General features: G+C 68.6%; 15 protein-coding genes. 6 read left to right on the top strand and 9 right to left on the bottom strand.

What is annotated here, in order from left to right:
* Positions 1-123 precede the first annotated feature (123 nt).
* Entirely contained in the window at positions 124-1104 is a 981-nt protein-coding gene (locus J7J50_RS12815) for a glycosyltransferase (RefSeq protein ID WP_215058510.1), read from the top strand.
* 79 nt (positions 1105-1183) lie between these two features.
* On the top strand, positions 1184-3313 hold the full coding sequence (locus J7J50_RS12810) for a glycosyltransferase family 39 protein (RefSeq protein ID WP_215058509.1): 2130 nt from the start codon (positions 1184-1186) through the stop codon (positions 3311-3313).
* A gap of 36 nt (positions 3314-3349) precedes the next feature.
* On the opposite strand, the gene J7J50_RS12805 is transcribed toward J7J50_RS12810, so the two are convergent.
* Both J7J50_RS12805 and J7J50_RS12800 read right to left on the bottom strand, forming a co-directional pair.
* The gene (locus J7J50_RS12805) at positions 3350-3688 is read right to left on the bottom strand and encodes an iron-sulfur cluster assembly accessory protein (protein ID WP_215058508.1); all 339 of its coding nucleotides are present in this window, start codon (positions 3686-3688) and stop codon (positions 3350-3352) included.
* Positions 3689-3916: 228 nt separating this feature from the next.
* A complete protein-coding gene (locus J7J50_RS12800) occupies positions 3917-5143 on the bottom strand; it encodes a DUF2891 domain-containing protein (protein WP_215058507.1) in 1227 nt (408 codons plus the stop codon).
* A 118-nt stretch (positions 5144-5261) separates the two neighbouring features.
* Here J7J50_RS12800 and asnS point away from each other — a divergent pair, with 118 nt between their 5' ends.
* The 4 genes from asnS to J7J50_RS12780 all read left to right on the top strand — a co-directional run bounded on the left by asnS (position 5262) and on the right by J7J50_RS12780 (position 8359).
* Positions 5262-6662, top strand: a complete 1401-nt coding sequence (asnS, locus tag J7J50_RS12795) for an asparagine--tRNA ligase (protein WP_215058506.1) — start codon at positions 5262-5264, stop codon at positions 6660-6662.
* 251 nt (positions 6663-6913) lie between these two features.
* Positions 6914-7219, top strand: a complete 306-nt coding sequence (locus tag J7J50_RS12790) for a hypothetical protein (RefSeq protein WP_215058505.1) — start codon at positions 6914-6916, stop codon at positions 7217-7219.
* Positions 7219-7530 (top strand): hypothetical protein, encoded by a 312-nt coding sequence (locus tag J7J50_RS12785; protein ID WP_215058504.1) that lies wholly within the window; start codon positions 7219-7221, stop codon positions 7528-7530. The genes J7J50_RS12790 and J7J50_RS12785 overlap by 1 nt, the downstream gene beginning before the upstream one ends.
* A 43-nt stretch (positions 7531-7573) precedes the next feature.
* The gene (locus J7J50_RS12780) at positions 7574-8359 is read left to right on the top strand and encodes an SDR family NAD(P)-dependent oxidoreductase (protein ID WP_215058503.1); all 786 of its coding nucleotides are present in this window, start codon (positions 7574-7576) and stop codon (positions 8357-8359) included.
* A gap of 145 nt (positions 8360-8504) precedes the next feature.
* Here J7J50_RS12780 and J7J50_RS12775 read toward each other — a convergent pair whose 3' ends face one another.
* The 7 genes from J7J50_RS12775 to J7J50_RS12745 form a co-directional block, all read right to left on the bottom strand.
* A complete protein-coding gene (locus tag J7J50_RS12775) occupies positions 8505-10346 on the bottom strand; it encodes a carboxypeptidase regulatory-like domain-containing protein (protein ID WP_215058502.1) in 1842 nt (613 codons plus the stop codon).
* A gap of 8 nt (positions 10347-10354) precedes the next feature.
* On the bottom strand, positions 10355-12544 hold the full coding sequence (locus J7J50_RS12770; RefSeq protein WP_215058501.1) for a DUF4175 domain-containing protein: 2190 nt from the start codon (positions 12542-12544) through the stop codon (positions 10355-10357).
* The gene (locus tag J7J50_RS12765) at positions 12541-13719 is read right to left on the bottom strand and encodes a BatA domain-containing protein (protein WP_215058500.1); all 1179 of its coding nucleotides are present in this window, start codon (positions 13717-13719) and stop codon (positions 12541-12543) included. The genes J7J50_RS12770 and J7J50_RS12765 overlap by 4 nt, the downstream gene beginning before the upstream one ends.
* Positions 13716-14609, bottom strand: a complete 894-nt coding sequence (locus J7J50_RS12760; RefSeq protein WP_343222495.1) for a DUF58 domain-containing protein — start codon at positions 14607-14609, stop codon at positions 13716-13718. Before J7J50_RS12760 ends, J7J50_RS12765 begins: the two co-directional genes overlap by 4 nt.
* A gap of 98 nt (positions 14610-14707) precedes the next feature.
* Positions 14708-15715, bottom strand: a complete 1008-nt coding sequence (locus J7J50_RS12755) for a MoxR family ATPase (RefSeq protein ID WP_215058498.1) — start codon at positions 15713-15715, stop codon at positions 14708-14710.
* A 225-nt stretch (positions 15716-15940) separates the two neighbouring features.
* Positions 15941-16615 (bottom strand): DUF4159 domain-containing protein, encoded by a 675-nt coding sequence (locus tag J7J50_RS12750; RefSeq protein WP_215058714.1) that lies wholly within the window; start codon positions 16613-16615, stop codon positions 15941-15943.
* A 98-nt stretch (positions 16616-16713) separates the two neighbouring features.
* Positions 16714-18339: a TldD/PmbA family protein gene (locus J7J50_RS12745; protein WP_215058497.1), complete on the bottom strand. Its 1626-nt coding sequence runs from the start codon at positions 18337-18339 to the stop codon at positions 16714-16716.
* Between the last annotated feature and the right edge of the window lie 24 nt (positions 18340-18363).

Below are 18363 nucleotides of genomic sequence, written 5' to 3'. Positions count from 1 at the left end.
GTCGGCCTTCCTGAACTTCGGCTCGGCGATCGCGGGATCGGCTCGCGGCGACGGTTTGGTTACCATGGCGCCCTGCGTCCCGCACGCGCCGACCCGCAGGCCTCTGTATTGAACGTCCCCGATTTGTCCGCCCCGCCCCGCATCGCGGTGGTGATCCCCAGCTACAAGGTTCGCCGTCACATTCTCGCGGTGATCCAGGCGATCGGCCCGGAAGTGGAGCGCATCTACGTGGTCGACGATCAGTGCCCGGACGAAAGCGGACGCTACGTCGCGGAGAACTGCCGCGACCCGCGCGTGGCGGTGCTGCGGCATGAGGTCAACCAGGGCGTCGGCGGCGCGGTCATGACCGGCTACGCGGCGGCGGCGGCGGACGGCTTCGCCATCGCGGTCAAGATCGACGGCGACGGCCAGATGGACCCGCGCCTGCTGCCCATCTTCGTCCAGCCCATCCTCGAAGGCCGCGCCGACTACACCAAGGGCAACCGCTTCTACGATCTGTCGCAGATCCAGCGCATGCCCAAGATCCGCCTGATCGGCAACGCCGGCCTGTCGTTCCTGAGCAAGCTGTCGACCGGCTACTGGAACACCTTCGATCCCACCAACGGTTACACCGCCATCCATACCCGGGTCGCCGCGCATTTGCCGTTCGACCGCATCAGCCGCCGCTATTTCTTCGAGACCGATCTGCTGTTCCGGCTCAATATCGCCCGCGCGGCCGTGCTGGACATCCCGATGGACGCGGTCTACGCGGACGAGGAAAGCAACCTGCACATCCGCAAGATCTTCGGCGAGTTCCTCGGCAAGCACATCCGCAATTTCTTCAAGCGCATCTTCTACAACTATTTCCTGCGCGACATGTCGGCCGCGTCGCTGGAACTGGCGTTCGGCAGCGTGCTCATTGCCTTCGGCCTGATCTACGGCTGCTGGCAGTGGTTCTCGTCCATGCAGTTGGGCGTGACCACGCCGGCCGGCTCGGTGATGCTGGCGGCGTTGCCGTTGATCGTGGGCTTGCAGTTCGTGCTCGCCTTCGTTGCCTTCGACGTGGCCAATGTTCCGTCCCGCACCATCGCTCCCCTGCTGCCGGACAAGCTTCGCGATAGATAATGGCTCGGTATCCGCGCCCGCGCCGGCTCGACAGCCGATCCGGCCGCGCGCCTCAACTTCATCGCAAGGACAAGTTCTGTTGAAGCTCGATCAGCCGACCCGTTTTAATCACTGGAATGCAGTTCTCGCGCTCGGCGCCGTCGCGGTGCTGGCGGCGATCGTCGTGCGCGATACCGGCCTGTACGCATCGGTATTCGGCGATGAATGGACGTACAGCTCCAACTCGCGCCTGGCTCCGATCGCGGATGCGAAAATCCCGTCCTATCTGTATTTGTGGATATACCGGCTGACCAATCAATGCGGCGACGACTTTCTGAGCTGTGCGCGCTGGTTGAACGCGATTTTCTTCGTCGCCGCGGCGCCCTTCATCTACGCGGTGCTCAAGCCTTACACCAGCCCGGGAAAAGCCGTGGCGCTGACGCTGGTGGCGATCGCCGCGCCGGCCAATTCGTTCGCCACCTTGTTCATGCCCGAATCGCTGTATTTCTTCATGTTCTGGGTGCTGAGCTTCGTGGCGCTGCGTCCGTATGCCGCCCGCCCTTGGCGCTATGCGGCCCAATGCGGCGCGATGCTCGGCCTGATGTGCCTGGTCAAGCTGCATGCCTTGTTCTTGCTGGGCGGCTTTTGCGCCTTCGTGCTGATCGACGCGCTGTGGCCCGGAGTGCGCGGCCGGCTTAAACCAGCGTTGGTCGTACTGGCTGCGACCGTCGCGGTGTTCTTCGCCGTGCGCTTCGGCCTGGGCTATGTGCTCGGCGGAAAGGGCGCGCTGAGCTTGATGGGCGAGTTCTATTCGACCCAGGCGAACGTGAGCAAGGGACAACTTCCGCTGGGCGCGCTGATCTTGAACACGATGAAGTCCGGCTGGGGCCATGTGATCGGGCTGTGCATGCTGTTCGGACCGTTGCTGGTCGCCGCCGTGTTCAATCTGGTGCGTGGCAACGACGAGGAATCGCAACGCGCGCGCAGCGCGGTCCTGTTCGGGTTGACCATGTTGGCGGCGCTGGTGACGATCACCGCGTATTTCACCGCCAGCATGAGCTACAGCGAAAACATCGGCCGCCTGCACCAGCGCTATTACGATTTCTGCTTGCCGCTGCTGTTGCTCGGTCCGCTCGCCTGGCGCGGACTGGAGTCCCATCCGGCAGCGTGGAAGAAGACGCTCACCCGCGTCGCGACGGTGATCATCGCGCTGCTGATGCTGTATGCGGCCACCATCGGACTTCGGCTCTACACCCCGTATTTCGTCGATTCGCCCGAATTGAGCTGGGTCCAGGGCCGGCGCCTGTTGCCGGCGCTGATCGGCGGCATCGGCGCGATCGCCTGCTTGAGTTTCATTTTCAGCGATCTGCGCAAGGCCCGTCTGGCCGCCCTGGGCTACTACGTGCTGATCGTCGCCGCGGGCACGACGGCGGCGACGGTGACGACGCGTTCGCGCACCTACGCCGACCCGTTCACGCAGGCCGGGCAGTTGCTCCGTACCCAGTACCCCGATGTCGCCCGACATGGGCAGTTGGTGGGCGATCTATACGCCGGACTGCTCAAGGCGAAGTTCTATGCCGACTCGAACACGCTCGAAGTCGTCGCCACCAATCCCAGCGGCGGCTTCGACAAAGGCCTGGACTGGACGCGCGATAGCGCGGTGTTGTTCGACGATTGGCAACTGCCGCCCGGCAGTTACCACCGCAAGCGGGCGTACGAGGGTTTCACTGTCTACTGGCTGCGCAAGCGCGATACGCTGGATTTCAGCAAGCCGCTGCCGGCTTCGGTGAAATCGGCGCAAGGCCTGGCGGCGCCGGAATCGTTCGGACGCTGGTCGCAGGACAAACAAGTCGTGCTGGTTCTCGATGAGCCGATTTCCGGCGACCTGCAGGTGACCATCGAAGCCAGCGCGTTCGGACCCAACATCGGTCGACCGTTCGCCATTGCGCTCGGCGACATGGAGCGGCCGCTGCTGCTGGAGGCCACGGCGCAGGTTCGCACGCTGTATTTTCCCGATGTGGTCGATGCCCGGACCTTGGTGATCCGCGTGCCGCAGCCGACCTCGCCGCGGCAGCTCGGGATCGGCCAGGACCCGCGCACACTCGGCATCTCGCTGGTTCGGTTGAGCATCGGCCCGAAAAACAACCAGCCCATGCGCGTCTGCAAGCGTCTCGACGCAGGCTGCCAGCCTGTCGCCGACGGCGAGCGTTCCGGCCAACCGGAGCAGTGATGGGAAACCGCCGGCCCGGTTTCGGGCCGCGTGGCGTCAGGCCGCGTCGACCTGCGTGGTGAAGCTCTCACCGCAACCGCATTCCGCGGTGGCATTGGGGTTCTGGAACACGAACATCTCGCCCAGGCCCTGCTTGAGGAAATCGATGCGGGTGCCTTCGACCAGCGGCAGGCTGATCGGATCGACGTAGATGCGCACGCCGTCCTGTTCGAACACGGTGTCGCCGGCGCGTTCTTCGCGGGCCAGGTCGGCGGTGTGCTGCCAGCCCGAGCAACCGGTGCGGGTCACGCCGAAACGCAGGCCCAGGGCGGTCGGCGTCTCGGCCAGGAAGTTCTGGACGCGGGCAAGAGCGGCGGGAGCGAGGGTGACGGGCATGACGGTACTCGTAGGATGCGGCTCGACGTGCTGGCTGAGCCGGTCGGTCCGGCCGGCTGCGATGATTCACCGATGACGGAATCTTATCAGTCCGGCATTCGGGGGCTGTACCCGATATGGCGGCATGTGCGGCCGGTTCAAGCCGGGCTGAACCGGCGGCGGTGCCAGGGTTCGCCGCGGTTCGGGCTTCGATCGGCGCCGATCAGCGCCGATCGGCCGCAATTGGAGTCACCCGCCCCCGCCCGCCGCGCTCGCGCCCGGCGCCGGTTCTGACTCCGGCGGCGCCAGCAGATAGGTCGCGAAACTGCCCAGCCAATGCGCGCCGGCGTAGTGAGTGTCGCCGACCGCGATCAGCCCCAGTTCGCGATGCACCGCCGCGGCCGCGCGCAAGGCGCCGATGCGGCGGTCGCGCGGCGGCAGGCCGCGGGCGATGCCTTCCAACATCCAGGCGCGGCTGAGATTGAGCCCGTCCAGGTGCGCCAGCTTGCCGTCGCCCGGGTCCAGCACCAGCCCCGGGCTCAGCCAGTCGGCGCGGGCCCGGCGCGGAATCCGCGGCAGGAAGTCCTTGAGCCAGCGGGCGAATTCCGGCGCCGGCAGCACCCGCCGCATCAGATCGGCCTCGGCCAGGCACGGCGAGAGGAAGTCCTGACCCGAAGGTTCGTACGCCAGCGGGCAGTCGCGGTCGCGCAGGTAATAGATGCGCGAACGGACGATCAGCGCCTCGCGCAGGGCGTTGTCGCCGCTGACCCGGGTCCAGTCCAGGGCCAGGCCGAAAGCGAACGCGGTCTGGCTGTGTTCGCCGACCCGGATCGGCTTGGTCAGCTTGGGCAGCCAGCGCTGCAACCGCTCCGACGCCTCGCGTTCCAGCGGCTCCAGCGCCTTCGCCCATTGCCGCGCCTGCGGGTCGTCCCAGCCGCGCAGTTGCGCGCCCAGTTGCAGCAGCCAGGCCAGGCCGTAGGGACGTTCGAAACTCTCGTCGGCGTGGCGCAGATAGGCCAGTTCGCCGGCGAGATTGCCCGACGTCAGGCTGCGCGCCAGCGCCGCGCGGGCCTGGACGGCGAACGGCGCCTGCGGAAACCGCTGCGCCAGCCGCGCCAGCAGCCAGTGGCCGTGGACCGAGGAATGCCAGTCGTAGCAGCCGAAAAACGCCGGATAGAGTTTGCTCGGCGCGGCGACATCGCCGGCGCCTTCCAGGCGGTGGGCGATCTTGTTCGGGTACTCGCGGCCCACGCAGCTCAGCGCCAGACCGGCGAAATGGGCGGCGTGGGCTTCGTCCAGCGAGACCATCTCCGGCTCGGGCAACAGCGCCGATTTGGGCATCGGCTCCTGCGCCGATACGCCGCCCGCGCAGCACAGCAGCGCCAGCGCGGCCCACGCCCGCGCCGTCCGCGCACCGCCCCGCAGCCATCGCCGCGCGCCGATCCGGCCCTTGCCGCCCGCCCCGATTCCGCTCATGCCGCGCCCCACCCGTGATCGATAGCGCAGTCTACGGGCGCCGCCGGCGGCGCGCTGCGCCGGTCCCATCCGTTATGATCGCCGTCCCTCACTTTTCATTGCGCTAAGGCGGCACGACATGACGGTGGTAAGCGTCGAACAGGCACTCGCGGGCAAGATCCCGGCGGGCGGCGAGGTCACGGTACGCGGCTGGGTGCGCACCCGGCGCGATTCCAAGGCCGGACTGAGCTTCGTCAACGTCAGCGACGGCTCCTGCTTCGCGCCGATCCAGGTGGTCGCCACCAATGCGCTGTCGAATTACGACGATGAGGTCAAGCACCTCACCGCCGGCTGCGCGGTGATCGCCACCGGCCATCTGGTCGCATCGCAAGGCCAGGGCCAGAGTTTCGAGATCCAGGCCAGCAAGCTGGACGTGGTCGGCTGGGTCGAGGACCCGCTCACCTACCCCATGCAGCCCAAGCAGCACACGCTGGAGTACCTGCGCGAATTCGCCCACCTGCGCCCACGCACCAACCTGTTCGGCGCGGTCACCCGCATCCGCAACTCGCTGGCCCAAGCCGTGCACCGTTTCTTCCATGAGAACGGTTATTTCTGGATCAGCACGCCGATCATCACCACCTCCGACGCGGAAGGCGCCGGGCAGATGTTCCGCGTGTCCACGCTGGACCTGGTCAACCTGCCGCGCGACAAGGAAGGCGCGGTGGATTTCTCGCGCGACTTCTTCGGCAAGGAAACCTTCCTGACCGTGTCCGGCCAGCTCAACGCCGAGGCCTACGCGCTGGCGATGAGCAAGGTCTACACCTTCGGCCCGACCTTCCGCGCCGAGAACAGCAACACCACGCGCCATCTGGCCGAGTTCTGGATGATCGAGCCGGAGGTCGCGTTCAACGATCTGGCCGCCAACGCGCAGCTGGCGGAGGACTTCCTCAAGTACCTGTTCCGCGCCGTGCTCAGCGAACGCGCCGACGATCTGGCCTTCATCGCCGAACGGGTCGAGCCGACCGCGCTGACCCGGCTCGAGAATTTCGTCAACGCGCCGTTCGAACGCATCGACTACACCGATGCGATCGGCCTGCTGCAGAAGTCCGGGCAGAAGTTCGAGTTCCCGGTCGAATGGGGCCTGGACCTGCAGACCGAGCACGAGCGCTGGCTGACCGAGCAGCACGTCGGCCGCCCGGTGGTGGTGACCAATTACCCCGAGCACTTCAAGGCCTTCTACATGCGCCTGAACGACGACGGCAAGACCGTCGCGGCGATGGACGTGCTGGCCCCGGGCATCGGCGAGATCATCGGCGGCAGCCAGCGCGAAGAGCGTCTGGACGTGCTCGACGCGCGCATGGCGCAGTTCGGCCTGGACCCGGCGCACTATGGCTGGTACCGCGATTTCCGCCGCTACGGCTCGGTCCCGCACGCCGGTTTCGGCCTGGGCTTCGAGCGCCTGGTGGTGTACGTGTGCGGGCTGAGCAATATCCGCGATGCGATCGCGTATCCGCGCGCGCCGGGTAATGCGGAATTCTGATTCGCGGCACGCGCCCCGTCGAGGCGGAGCGTGTGCTTCGGTCTTCGCTTTTTTGCTCGTCATCCCCGCGAAGGCGGGGATCCAGAGACTTCAGAGCCATGTCGCGGTACAGCCCTGGATCCCCGCCTTCGCGGGGATGACGGTCTGAAAAGTACGCGATACGCGTGAAACGGCGCGGCACTCGACTTGAATCGCCAAGTGGCAGTTCGACTCGCATCGCCGCTTCGTCCGGTTAAAGAGGTAATGCTCAAGTGATCTTGTTCCTGGCCCTGACCTTCGTAGGCATCGCGATATCCGCGTTCTGCGCCTTCGCGATCTTCTGGCCGCTGGCGCTGGTGCATCTGCGCGACCGCCATCCGGCCCTGCGCGGGCAACTCGGCGAGGCCGCGTTCGTGCATCCGGCGGCGTGGAACTGGCTGCTGCGCCAGCGCTATCGCGCCGCCGCCGACCGCAATCTCGACGGTCTGGCGACGCCGGCGCGGGTGTCGCTGCTGATCGTGTTCGCGTCGCTGGCCTGCGCCGGCCTGCTCTGGCTGCTTTCCTCCGTGGTGTCCTGATGAACGATACGTACGAAAACGAACAATGGTGGCTGGCCACGCTCGGCCGCACCCTGGTCTGGGCGCGGCTGCGCGTGCTCGAAGCCGGCACCGCCGAGGTCCTGGACAGCGACGGCAAGGTCCTGCCCTACGACAGCGAAGACACCGCGCGTGCGGCGCTGATGGACGCGGAGTTCGTCGAACTCAGCGGCCTGGACGATGACGACGCGCAAAGCCGCGGTTTCTCGCTGGCCGAACTGACGCCGCCGCAGGCCGCCGACGATCAGGCGCTGGCCGCGCTGATGATGCAAAAGCTGCCGCCGCGCCACTGACGCGCTACACGAACGCTCACCGTCGCCGCATCCGGAGCCCCGCATGGACCTCAACCTCACCGGCAAACATGCCCTGGTCTGCGGCGCCTCCGAAGGCATCGGCCGCGCAAGCGCGCACGAACTGGCCCTGCTCGGCTGCGACGTCACCGTGCTGGCGCGCCGCCCCGAGGCCCTGGCCGCGGTCGCCGAAGGCCTGCCGCGCAGCGGCGCGCAGGCGCACGGCTGGATCGCCGCCGACGTCGGCGACGCCGCCGCGCTCAGCGCGCAGGTGGCGGCGCTGGCGGCCGGCAAGCCGGTGCATATCCTGGTCAACAATACCGGCGGTCCGCCGGGCGGGCCGGCGCATACCGCGCTCGATGCGGCCTATCAGGACGCGTTCGCGCGCCACCTGATCGCCAATCAGACCCTGGTGCGCGCGGTGCTGCCGGGCATGCGCTCGGCGCAGTGGGGCCGCGTGGTCAACGTGATCTCGACCTCGGTCAAGGAACCCATCGCCGGCCTGGGCGTGTCCAACACGATCCGCGGCGCCGTCGCCAGTTGGGCCAAGACCTTGTCGCGCGAACTGGCCATCGACGGCATCACCGTCAACAACGTATTGCCCGGCTATACCAAGACCGCGCGCATCGAACAGATCATCGGCGATCGCGCGCGCAACAGCGGCCAGAGCGAGGACGCGGTGATCGAGGCCATGCGCAGGACCGTGCCGCTCAACCGTTTCGCCGAAGCGGCGGAGATCGCCGCGTGCATCGCGTTTCTGTGTTCGCCGGCGGCGGGGTACGTCAACGGCGTGAGTCTGGCGGTGGATGGCGGGCGGATGCAGTCGATTTGAGGGTTTTTGGTTCGCGGTGGCTGAGCGGAAAGCATCGGGGCTGAAGCCCCTCCCACAAAAAAACCTCGTCGCCTCGCGAAGACCGGGCAATCTTTTGTGGGAGGGGCTTTAGCCCCGACGCTTTCCGATCAAAGCCCGGCTCGCCCTACTCCGCCGCCGGCGAATAGCGACCGCGCAGCGAACGCTCGAACCACCACAAGCCCGCGCTGAGCATCAGCCAGACGAAGAACCACGGCCAAGGCGAGCCGCGTTCGCCATCGGCGGCCGGCAGTCCCGCCGCACTACCGCGTCGCGCCGACGCCAGACTCAACCCCGCCGTGGCCTCGCGCAACTCGCTGGCCCGCAACCCCGGCGCTTCATCGCGAGCGCGCACATAGAACGGCAGCAAGCGCTCGCCTTGCCGCAGCGAATGCCAGCCCGCCGACGCCGGCCAGAACCCGGCGCAGCGCTCGCGTCCCGCATCCGGATCGATCGCCAGCGCCACCGCCGGCCCGCGCGGCGGCAGAACCTGCGCGCCGTCGGCGAGGCCGCACATGCGCGTGCGCTCATCCTGGCGCGGCCAACCGTCGATGCGCGCCGCTTCGCTCGAACGCGCCCGAGCCAGCGTCGACAACGCATCGCTCCACAGCCGGCCATGCAGATCGTCGCGCCCGGCCAGCACCAGCTTGAAACTGTCGCTCAGGCCCCACAGCGCCATCCGTCCCTGCCCGAGCGCGCGCCACGCCGCATACGCCTTGCCGTCGGCATCGCGCGCCAGCGGTTGCAAGGTGGCGCCGTCGAGCGCCAGCACGCGCCGCGTCAATACCGGCGCCTCGGCCGGCGCCTGATCGCGCGGACGCGGCGCGTCGACGCTGCCCGGCCCCAGGCGCGCGCGCGTGGCCGCTTCGTCGGCACCGAGCGCCGGCAGACGCAGTTCGCTCGCGTCCGCGCCGGCACCGGGCTCGAACCCCAGTTCGCGCAACTGCGCGCGGGTGCGCGGCGACAACGGCCCGCCGACGCGCAACAAGACGCCCAGGCCGCCGCGCGCCGCCGCGATCACCGCGTTGCGCTGCGTTTCGCCGAGCGATTCCCAAGCGCGTTCGTCCAACACCAGCAGATCGAATCCGGCCAGGGTCGCCACGTTCAGACTCAACGGCGCATCGCCGAGCTGCAGCCCCGCGCCGACGCTGATCTGGGTGTGCGGCTTGAGCCCGGCGTCGGCGGCCCAGCGGCGCAGATACTTGAGCTCGGGACCGGGCGCGCCCGCCAGCAACAACAGCTTCGGCGCTGGCCGCGCTTCGATCGCGACCGGCACGTCGACCTGTTCGATCACCTGCTGGCGCGCATCGCGCAAACGCAACCGGAACATCGCCAACCCGGCGCTGCGCGCGACCGCGCTCAGGGCGAAGCCGCCGTCGCCGCGCGGCTCCGCGCGGTCCACCCGCTGCGAGCCTGGATCGAGCAGTTCCACGCTGCCGCCCGGCATGGCTTCGACCCGTCCGGACAGCCAGAACTCTTCGCCTTCGCCGACCCGCGCCGGCGACCACAGCCCGCTCAACCCGCGCGGCAATGGCGCGGCGACGAATTCGATCGCCAGCCCGCGCGCGGCGTCGCGATCGCGCGGCGGCAGACCCGCGCCGAGTACGCGCAAGCGCTGGGTGCCGGGATGGCGGCGCAGCGCGCTGGCCAGATCCGCAACGCGTTCGCCGACCGCGGCGGGCGGCGCTTCGGGCAAGGCCACGCGGATATCGCCGGCGCCCTGGCTGGCGCCGTCGGCGGTGCCGGCAGTGCTGACGATCATGGTTCCGGCCTGACCCGGCAACCGCGGCGGCAACACGGCGAAATACAGCAGCGCGGCGATCAGCGGTTGCGCGATCAGCAGCACCGCCATGCGCCAGCCGCGCGAGCGCGTCGACGCATCGCTACGGTACTGGCGATACAACAGCCGCGCGGTCGCTAGGATCGCGGCCAGTCCCAGCACGAGGGCGACGGCGAGTTCGAGGTTCATGCCCGCGCTCATGGCCGCGCCTGCCGCAAGGCGTCGAAGTAACGCCGGTCGCTGGCGTCGCCGCCGTCGCGCGGCCGCACCGACGCCGCCGGCCGGTTCAACAGCGGCCACAACAGGCCGCGCAGTTGCGCCCGGCAGCTCACGCAATCGGGTTGATCGCGCAAGGCCGCCAACGCGGCGGCGAAGGCCAGCGGATCGGGCACGCGCTCGTCGTGTTCGCGCAGCCAGCGCTCCAGCGCGGCGTAGTCGATCGACGCCGATGCCGCGCCGCCCGCGCCGGGTTCGAGTTCGCGCCACAACGCGGTCAGGGTCGGATCGGACGCGGTGGCCGCGCGCAGCTCATCGCCGCGCCGCGCCAGTCCCTTGCGTTCGCCGCCGAGCCGGCGGGTTTCGTCGATCGGCGGCAACTCCGGCCCGACCCGCGCCAGATAGATGCGGCTGGCCTGCTGCACCTGCTTGATGAAGGCCAGCGCCTTGTACGCATACGGCAAGGCCTGTTGCGGATGGCCCTGGCGCAGATGCAGCTCCGATTGCCACATCTCGTCGAGCGCGGACTTGAGCAGCTTGCGGGTCTGCGGATCGAGCAAGGTCGCGGCCTCGGCGTGATCGTGGGTGTGGCCGTATTGCTCCAGCACCGAGCCTTCTTCGCCGAACACCGCCGGCTTGGCGTCGGGCGCGTGGTCGTGATCGTGATCGTCGTGATCGTCGTGCGCCTCGGACTTGGTCGCGGCGCCGGCCTCGGTCGGGTGCGCGTCGTCTGCCGTCTGTTCGCTGTCGCTGGTCGGCAACTTCGGCTCGCCCTCGGCTTCTTCGCCGAGGAACTGGCCATAGCGCAGCCGCAGCAGGCGCTGATCCACGCCGATCTCGTCCGAGCGTTTGAGGAAACGCTCGCCGTCGAGCTTGCGCCGCTGCGCGATCAGCGCTTCGGCGTCGATGATGATCTGGCGCTGGCTGCGGAAGTACGCCGGCAAGGTGGTCTTGACCATGCCCTCGATGCCGGTGGCCTCGCTGCCCAGATCGGCCGGCCAGCGCAGGATCAGGCTCGGACTCAAGGCGCTCTGCGGCTTGGGCGCGCGATGGTCGTCGACCGCGAGTTGCACGATCAGATCGTCGCCGACGGCGAAGCCGAGCGCGGCCAGATCCAGCCGGTGCCGGTAACGCTTGAGCCGCGCACCGCCGCTGCCGCGCACGTTGACGAACTGCTCGCGGAAAGTGATGTTCTCGCCGCTACCCTGGGCCAGGGTGATGCGCAGCCGCGCGTTGTCGGCCAGGCCGTAATCGTCGCTGGCCTCGAACGCGAGCGGCCAGGCCTTCTGCCCGGGCGTCATCAGGCTCAGTCCGCGATCGGGTTCGACTACGCGCAGTTGCGGCGCACGGTCGGGAGTGACGTCGATGCGATAGAGCCTGCGCGTCTGCGCTGGCGGCGCGCTGGTCGCTTCGATGCGATATAGCACCGACTTCGTCATCACCCGTTGCGCGCTCCAGTCCTCGCCGGCGCGGCTCAGCTCCAGCCGCTGGCCGTCGTGGAACACCAGCGCCACTGCGCTGGGCTGCGGTTGGAAGCGCAGCGTCCAGCGCAGGCGTGCGCCTTCGGCGACGCGGCCTTCCAGGCTCGGCTCGTTGCGCGGCGGCAGCGCGGTGTACGCCGGGGAGTCGATGCGCAAGGCCTGCTGGATCAGCCGGGCTTGGCCCGGCGCGGCGGCGATTTGCGGCGATGGCGACAAGCGATCGAGCGCGGCCGGCGCCGATGCGGCCGGCCACAACGCCACAGCCGCCAACGCGAGCGCGGCGAGCAGCAGCGACACGATCGAGCGGCGCCGCGACCACGCCGGACGCAATTCCGTTGTCGGTGCGGTTTCGATCCGCTGCCGCAGCCGCGCCTGTTGCAGGCGTTGCAGCCCGTTTAGAGCTTCCTCGCGCGCGAACAACAGATCGGCGCTGTCGTCCATGTCGGGGCGCAAGGCGTTGAGCCGGCGGATCAGCCACGGCGTATCCAATCGCGAGCCATGTCGCCAGGCGATCGCTACGATCAAGCCCAGGCCCACGAACACCGCGATCCCGGCCGATGCCGCGCCCTGCCAGCGAGCGATCAGTAGCGCGACCGGCGCCAACCACGGCAGCAAGGTCAGCGCGAGGTCGACGCCGCGCCGGCGCCGCGCATCGCGCAGGTATCGATGCAGGCGTTGCGCCGCGCTCATGGCGCCGCTCCGCGTCGACGGCCGGTGGCGAACCAGCGCTCGATCAGGAACAACAAGGCGATCAGCAGCGCCAGCCACGGCCGCAGATCCAGCGGCGGCCGCGCGAACGACGGCCCGCCCGCGCTGGGCGCGTAATCCTGCGCCAGCACTCGCGCCGGTTGCGCGACGGCCGGTTCGAATAAAGCGAGCCAGCGCTGGGCGAATCCGGGTTGCAGCATCTGCGGCCAGGCGCGCGGCGACAACGGCCCGGTCAGGCGCAGCACGCGGCCGCGTCCGAACGGCGCGCCTTCGATGCGCAGCGTTCCGTCGCCATCGCGCCAGACCGGCGCGTCGAACCGCAACGCCGCACCGGGCCAGCGGCTGTCGGCATCGATCAACACGCTGCCGCCCTGCTCCACCCACGCGCTCACCGCCGCGGGCACCGGGCCCGGCGCCAGCCAGATCAACGAGCGGCCCTGCGGGTCGAAGGCTTGTTCGATCGGCGCGATGGACGCCGATGCGGGATCGCCCGCGGCGTTCGCATCGACGCCCGCGGCGATGGCGGCGCGCAGATACGGCAGGGCCGCGGCGCGATCGGCGGCGTAGCGAATCTGCGGCGGCGGCGAACGCGGCGACGCGGGCGCGGACGCATCGGTCACGGCGCCGTCCACGATCCGCCACTGCAGCGGCCGCGACAGTTGCAGGCGCGAGCCATCGGCGCCGGTCAACCGTCGCGGTGCGTACACGGTCAAGGCGACCTCGGCCGGCAACGTCGCATCCAACTCACGCAGCAGGCTGGCGACCGGCTGTACTGACGTCGGCGCCGGGCGATCGAGCGCTGGGAACCTCGGCGCCAACCAATGCCATTCCAGGCCCCGCGATCCGTCCTGCGCAATCGCGGCCTTGGCGTCGACCCCGGGCACCACCACGGCCCAGGGCGTGTCGCTGTGCGCGCCGAACAGCGCCGGCCGGGCCAGCAGCAGCGCCAGCGCCGCCAGCAACAACAGGCGCAGCGCCAACAACAGCCACTCATCGAAACGGATGCGATGACGCGGCTTGGGTTTTTGCCGCAGCCAGCGCAACGCGGCGAAATCGGTCGGCCGCTGTTCGCTGCGCCGGGCCAGATGGATCAGCAGCGGGATCGCCAGCGCCGCCAGCGCGGCCAGGCCGATCGGCAGCAACAGCACCGGCGTCACGACGCCTCCATCGCATCGCGCGCGCCGAACAGACGGCGCAGAGGCAGATCGAGTTCTTCGTCGAGCACGTACTCGGCGTGACGGATGCCGCTGGCGTCCAGGCGCGCGTCCAGCGCCTTGCGCGCGGCGGCGAAGCGGGCGAGGAATTCATCGCGCAGCGCTGCGCCGTCGCCAAGCAGTTCTTCGCCGGTTTCCGGGTCGCGGAAGCGGTAACCGCCGCGGAACGGAAAATCGCGTTCTTCTGCGGTAACGATGCGCAGGCTCAGCACTTCGCGCCGCGCCGAAGCCAGGCGCTCGGCGATGGCGACCGCGTCTTCATCGAAGCCGTCGCCGATCATCAGCGCCAGATCGCCGGCGCCGATGCGCTCCCACAGCGGCCGCAATTGCTCGGCCGCCGGCCACGCGCCCTGCGCCGACACGGTGTGCAGTTCCAGCAGCAGGCGATCGCGCTGGCGCGCGCCGGCCGCGGGCGCGAGCAGGCGCAGGCCGTCGCCGCGCAGCACGATCAGGCCGAAGCGGTCGCCCTGGCGCAGCGCCAGTTCGGCCACGCAAGCGCTCAGCGCCTTGGCCGCGTCCAGTCGCGACCAACCCGGCCGCGCCGCGTCTTCCTGGCGCATCGAGGCGGTGGCGTCGAGCAACAGCCAGATCGCCAGCGGGCTTTCGCGTTCGGCCTCGCGCACGAAGAAGCGGTCCGAGCGCGCGTAGAGTTTCCAGTCGATCTGGCGCAGTTCGTCGCCGGGCTCGTAGGCGCGGTACTGGGCGAATTCCAGGCCGGCGCCGCGGCTGCGGCTGCTGTGCATGCCGATGCCGTGGGTGCCGACCGCGCGCTTGGAGGTCAGGTGCAGGTTGCGCAGGCGCGCGCGCACTTTCGGCGGAATCAGATCGTGCACGGGCGGCTCCCGCGGCTGGGCGCGCATGCACGCGCGGCCGCCGCCGCGGACGCGGCGATGCCGGCACGATGGCCGATCGCGATGCCGTTCACCGCCGCTCAGCCGTCCGGGAACGGCACGCCGCGCAGCAACGCGGCGATCACGTCGTCGGCGCTCTTGTTCTCGGCCTCGGCCGCGAACGACAGCAGCAGGCGATGGCGCATCACCGGCGCGGCCAGCGCGGCGATGTCCTCGCGCGTCGCGGCGAAACGCCCGTGCAGCAACGCCCGCGCCTTGGCCGCCAACACCAGCGACTGGCCCGCGCGCGGGCCGGCGCCCCACTTCACCCATTGTTTGACTTCGGCGATCGAGCGCTCGTCCGGACGGCTCGCGCGCACCAGCCGCGTCACCCACAACAGCAGGTCTTCGCCCAGATGCACCTCGCGCACCCGCGCTTGCAGCGCCAGCACGTCCTCGCCGTCCATCACCCGCGGCACCTGCGCGCTGTGCGAGCCGGTGGTCTGCTGCAGGATGTCGTGTTCTTCGCGCTCGCTGGGGTAGCCGACGCGGATATGCAGGAGGAAGCGGTCCAGTTGCGCTTCGGGCAAGGGATAGGTCCCGGCCTGTTCGAGCGGATTCTGCGTCGCCAGCACGAAGAACGGCGCCGGCAACGCGTGGGTGACGCCGGCGTAGCTGACGGTGCGTTCCTGCATCGCTTCCAGCAGCGCGGCCTGGGTCTTGGGCGGCGTGCGGTTGAGTTCGTCGGCCAGCAACAGGCTGGTGAAGATCGGCCCGGGCTGGAAACGGAAATGGCGATGGCCGGTGCCGTGGTCTTCCTCCAGCAGCTCGGTGCCGAGGATGTCGCTGGGCATGAGGTCGGGGGTGAACTGGACGCGGCGGAACTGCAATTCCAGCGCCTGTCCGAGCGAACGCACCAGCAGGGTCTTGCCGAGCCCGGGCACGCCTTCGAGCTGGCAGTGTCCACCGGCGAGCAGGCCGATCAGCAATTGTTCGACGACTTCGTCCTGGCCGACGATGGCTTGCGCGATCGCGCTGCGCAGTTCGCCCAGGCGGGCGAGTTGCGCTTTCAGTTCGGTTTCGTCGCCGCTTGTCACGTTCGTATTCATCTACGCTTCCCATGAAACGACGCTGCCCCAAACGACAGCGTCAAAGTTCCCCCCTTTGAAAAAGGGGGGCTAGGGGGGATTTGCTTTTGCTTTGCCCTTCCCGCGCAACAGCAAAATCAAAAGCAAATCCCCCGCGTCCGCTTCGCGGTCGCCTCCCCCTTTTTTAAAGGGGGCAACTGCCGTCGCGTCCTTGCACAATCACTAGCTCGACGCCCTACTCCCGGCTCACGAATTCAACGCATACATCACGATATTGACCCCGAACTTCGTATTGTCCTCGGCCAAAAACCGCTTGTTGCGCCAGTCGTAATCCCACTCGCAGCCATAGTCCTTGTTGCTGTACAGCAACCCGAGCCGGCCGTCGATGTCGATGCCGCGCAAATAATCGTGCACCAGATCGTCGCCCCAGCCATTGAGCTCGAAGCCGGTCGCCGGCGGGCCGTCGAAGACGAAGAAGCTGCGGTAGATCGGGTGGTTCTTCGGCAAGCGCTTGAGCGCCTTGGCGCCGAAGATCTTCGCCATCTGCGCTTCGAACGACTTCGCGAACAAACCGTCGATGTCGTGATTGCAGTCGTCCACGAACACGAAACCGCCATTGCGCACATAACGTTCGAAATTGCGCCGCTCGTCCGGATTGAATTCGACCAGCTTGTGCCCGGCCAGATAGCAGAACGGCGCGGTCAGCATCTTCGGATCGGCCAGCGCCAGCACGTGTTCCTTCGGGTCCACGCGCAGGTTGGTGTAGTCGATCAGCGAGGTGATCAGGTTCGCCGGCATGCGCTGATCCACGTCCCAGTCGCCGGAATCGTATTTGAGCCGGGTGAACCAGAAATCGTAGTCGGCGCCCGCCCGCGCCGGCGGCGAACGCGCCAGCCACGCGCCGGCGGCGGCGCCGAGCATCAGCCGCAGGAACTGCGCCCGGTTCACGGCGCCCTGCCCGCGCCGCGCGCCGCGGCGGATGAAGCGGATGAAGCGGCCTGGCCGATCACGCCCATCGCTTACAGCGCACGCGCGGTGTTGATGATGTTGATGCCGTTGAAGCGCGAGGTGCTCGACCCGTGCGACACCGCCGAGACCTGGCTGGGCTGGCCCTTGCCGTCGAAGAACGAGCCGCCCAGGCGGAAGTCGCGTTCGTCGCACACCGCCACGCAGGAATTCCAGAATTCCGGCGTGCGGATCTGGTAGGCCGCGTCCTCGATCATGCCGGTCACCTGGCCGTTCTTGATCTCGAAGAACAACTGCCCGCCGAACTGAGCGTTGTAGCGCTGCTGATCGATCGAATACGAGCCGCGGCCGTGCACGTACAGGCCGCGCTCCACGCCCTTGACCATCTCGGCCACGCTCAGCGGCTGCTTGCCCGGCTTCAACGACACGTTGGCCATGCGCTGGAACTGCACGCTCGACCACGAGTCGGCATAGCTGCAGCCGTGCGACTGCTTGTGGCCGAGCAGATGCGCTTCATCGCGCGTGGCCTGATAGTCCACCAGGATGCCGTCGCGGATCAGGTCCCACTCGCGGGTTTTCACGCCCTCGTCGTCGTAGCCGACCGCACCCAGGCTGCCGGGGCGGGTCTTGTCCGCGACGAAGTTGACCACCTCGCTGCCGTAGCGATAACCCTGATCGCGCTTGTCCAGGGTGGCGAAGCTGGTGCCGGCGTAGTTGGCCTCGTAGCCGAGCACGCGGTCGAGTTCCAACGGATGGCCGACGTTCTCATGGATGGTCAGGAACAGATTGGACGGGTCCAGGACCAGATCGTATTTGCCCGGTTTTACCGACGGCGCCTTGAGCTTGGCGCGGGCGTGGCGCGCGGCGGCGGCGGCGTCCTCGATCACGTCGTAAGAGCGGCCGTAACCGGTCAGGCCGCCGGGCAAGGCGAATTTTCCGGCCGGATCGGCGTCGAGGTATTCGTAGCCCATGCCCATCGGCGCGGACAAACCGTCGCGGCTGCGGAACTTGCCGCTGGCCTTGTCGACCGCGGTCGCGGTCAGCGGCAGCCAGATGCGGTGCACGTCCTGGTCGATGTAACTGCCGTCGGTGGAGGCGAAGTATTTTTGTTCGTTGATGGCGAACAAGGTCGAATTGACGAAATCGGCGCCGGCCTTGAGCGCGGCGGCGTTGACCGAGAGCAGCAGATCGACCTTGTCCTTGATCGGTACCGCCATGGCGTTCTTGCGCACCGGCGTGGCCCAGCGGACCTCGCCGACGCCGCTGACCGGCGCCAGTTCGACCTTGCGCGTGAGCACGCGGGCGTTGGCGCGCGCGATCGCCACGGCCTGACGCGCCGCGGCGGCCACCGTGTCCGGGTTCGCATGTGCCACCGCGGCGAAGCCCCACGCGCCCTGGCTCAGCACGCGGATGCCGATCCCGGCCGATTCGGCGTTGACGATGTTGCGCACCTGCGCTTCGCGGGTGATGACCGACTGGCGCAGATAGCGGCCGATGCGCACATCGCAATAATCCGCGCCGCCTTCGCGCGCGGCGTTCAGGGCGATGTCGGCCAGACGCCGGCGCTGCGCGGTGTCGGCCGGTTCAAGCAGCGCTTCGGCAGCGATGCTGCGGCCGTAGGGAAGCGCCAGGCCGGCCAGGCCCAGGCCGGTGAAACTGAGGAAATCGCGTCGTTGCACAGCGGACAGACTCGCAGGAAGACA

It is taken from the genome of Lysobacter sp. ISL-50 (genome assembly GCF_018612875.1).
GTDB lineage: Bacteria > Pseudomonadota > Gammaproteobacteria > Xanthomonadales > Xanthomonadaceae > Lysobacter.
Note: the sequence above shows the minus strand (reverse complement) of the source record. Positions and strands in the feature narration are given on the sequence as shown.

Coding starts and splice junctions, on each gene's coding strand:
- J7J50_RS12755 (WP_215058498.1), bottom strand. CDS start 15,715: ATGAATACGAACGTGACAAGCGGCGACGAAACCGAACTGAAAGCGCAA.
- J7J50_RS12805 (WP_215058508.1), bottom strand. CDS start 3,688: ATGCCCGTCACCCTCGCTCCCGCCGCTCTTGCCCGCGTCCAGAACTTC.
- J7J50_RS12775 (WP_215058502.1), bottom strand. CDS start 10,346: ATGAACCTCGAACTCGCCGTCGCCCTCGTGCTGGGACTGGCCGCGATC.
- J7J50_RS12750 (WP_215058714.1), bottom strand. CDS start 16,615: ATGCTCGGCGCCGCCGCCGGCGCGTGGCTGGCGCGTTCGCCGCCGGCG.
- J7J50_RS12780 (WP_215058503.1), top strand. CDS start 7,574: ATGGACCTCAACCTCACCGGCAAACATGCCCTGGTCTGCGGCGCCTCC.
- J7J50_RS12770 (WP_215058501.1), bottom strand. CDS start 12,544: ATGAGCGCGGCGCAACGCCTGCATCGATACCTGCGCGATGCGCGGCGC.
- J7J50_RS12785 (WP_215058504.1), top strand. CDS start 7,219: ATGAACGATACGTACGAAAACGAACAATGGTGGCTGGCCACGCTCGGC.
- asnS (WP_215058506.1), top strand. CDS start 5,262: ATGACGGTGGTAAGCGTCGAACAGGCACTCGCGGGCAAGATCCCGGCG.
- J7J50_RS12800 (WP_215058507.1), bottom strand. CDS start 5,143: ATGAGCGGAATCGGGGCGGGCGGCAAGGGCCGGATCGGCGCGCGGCGA.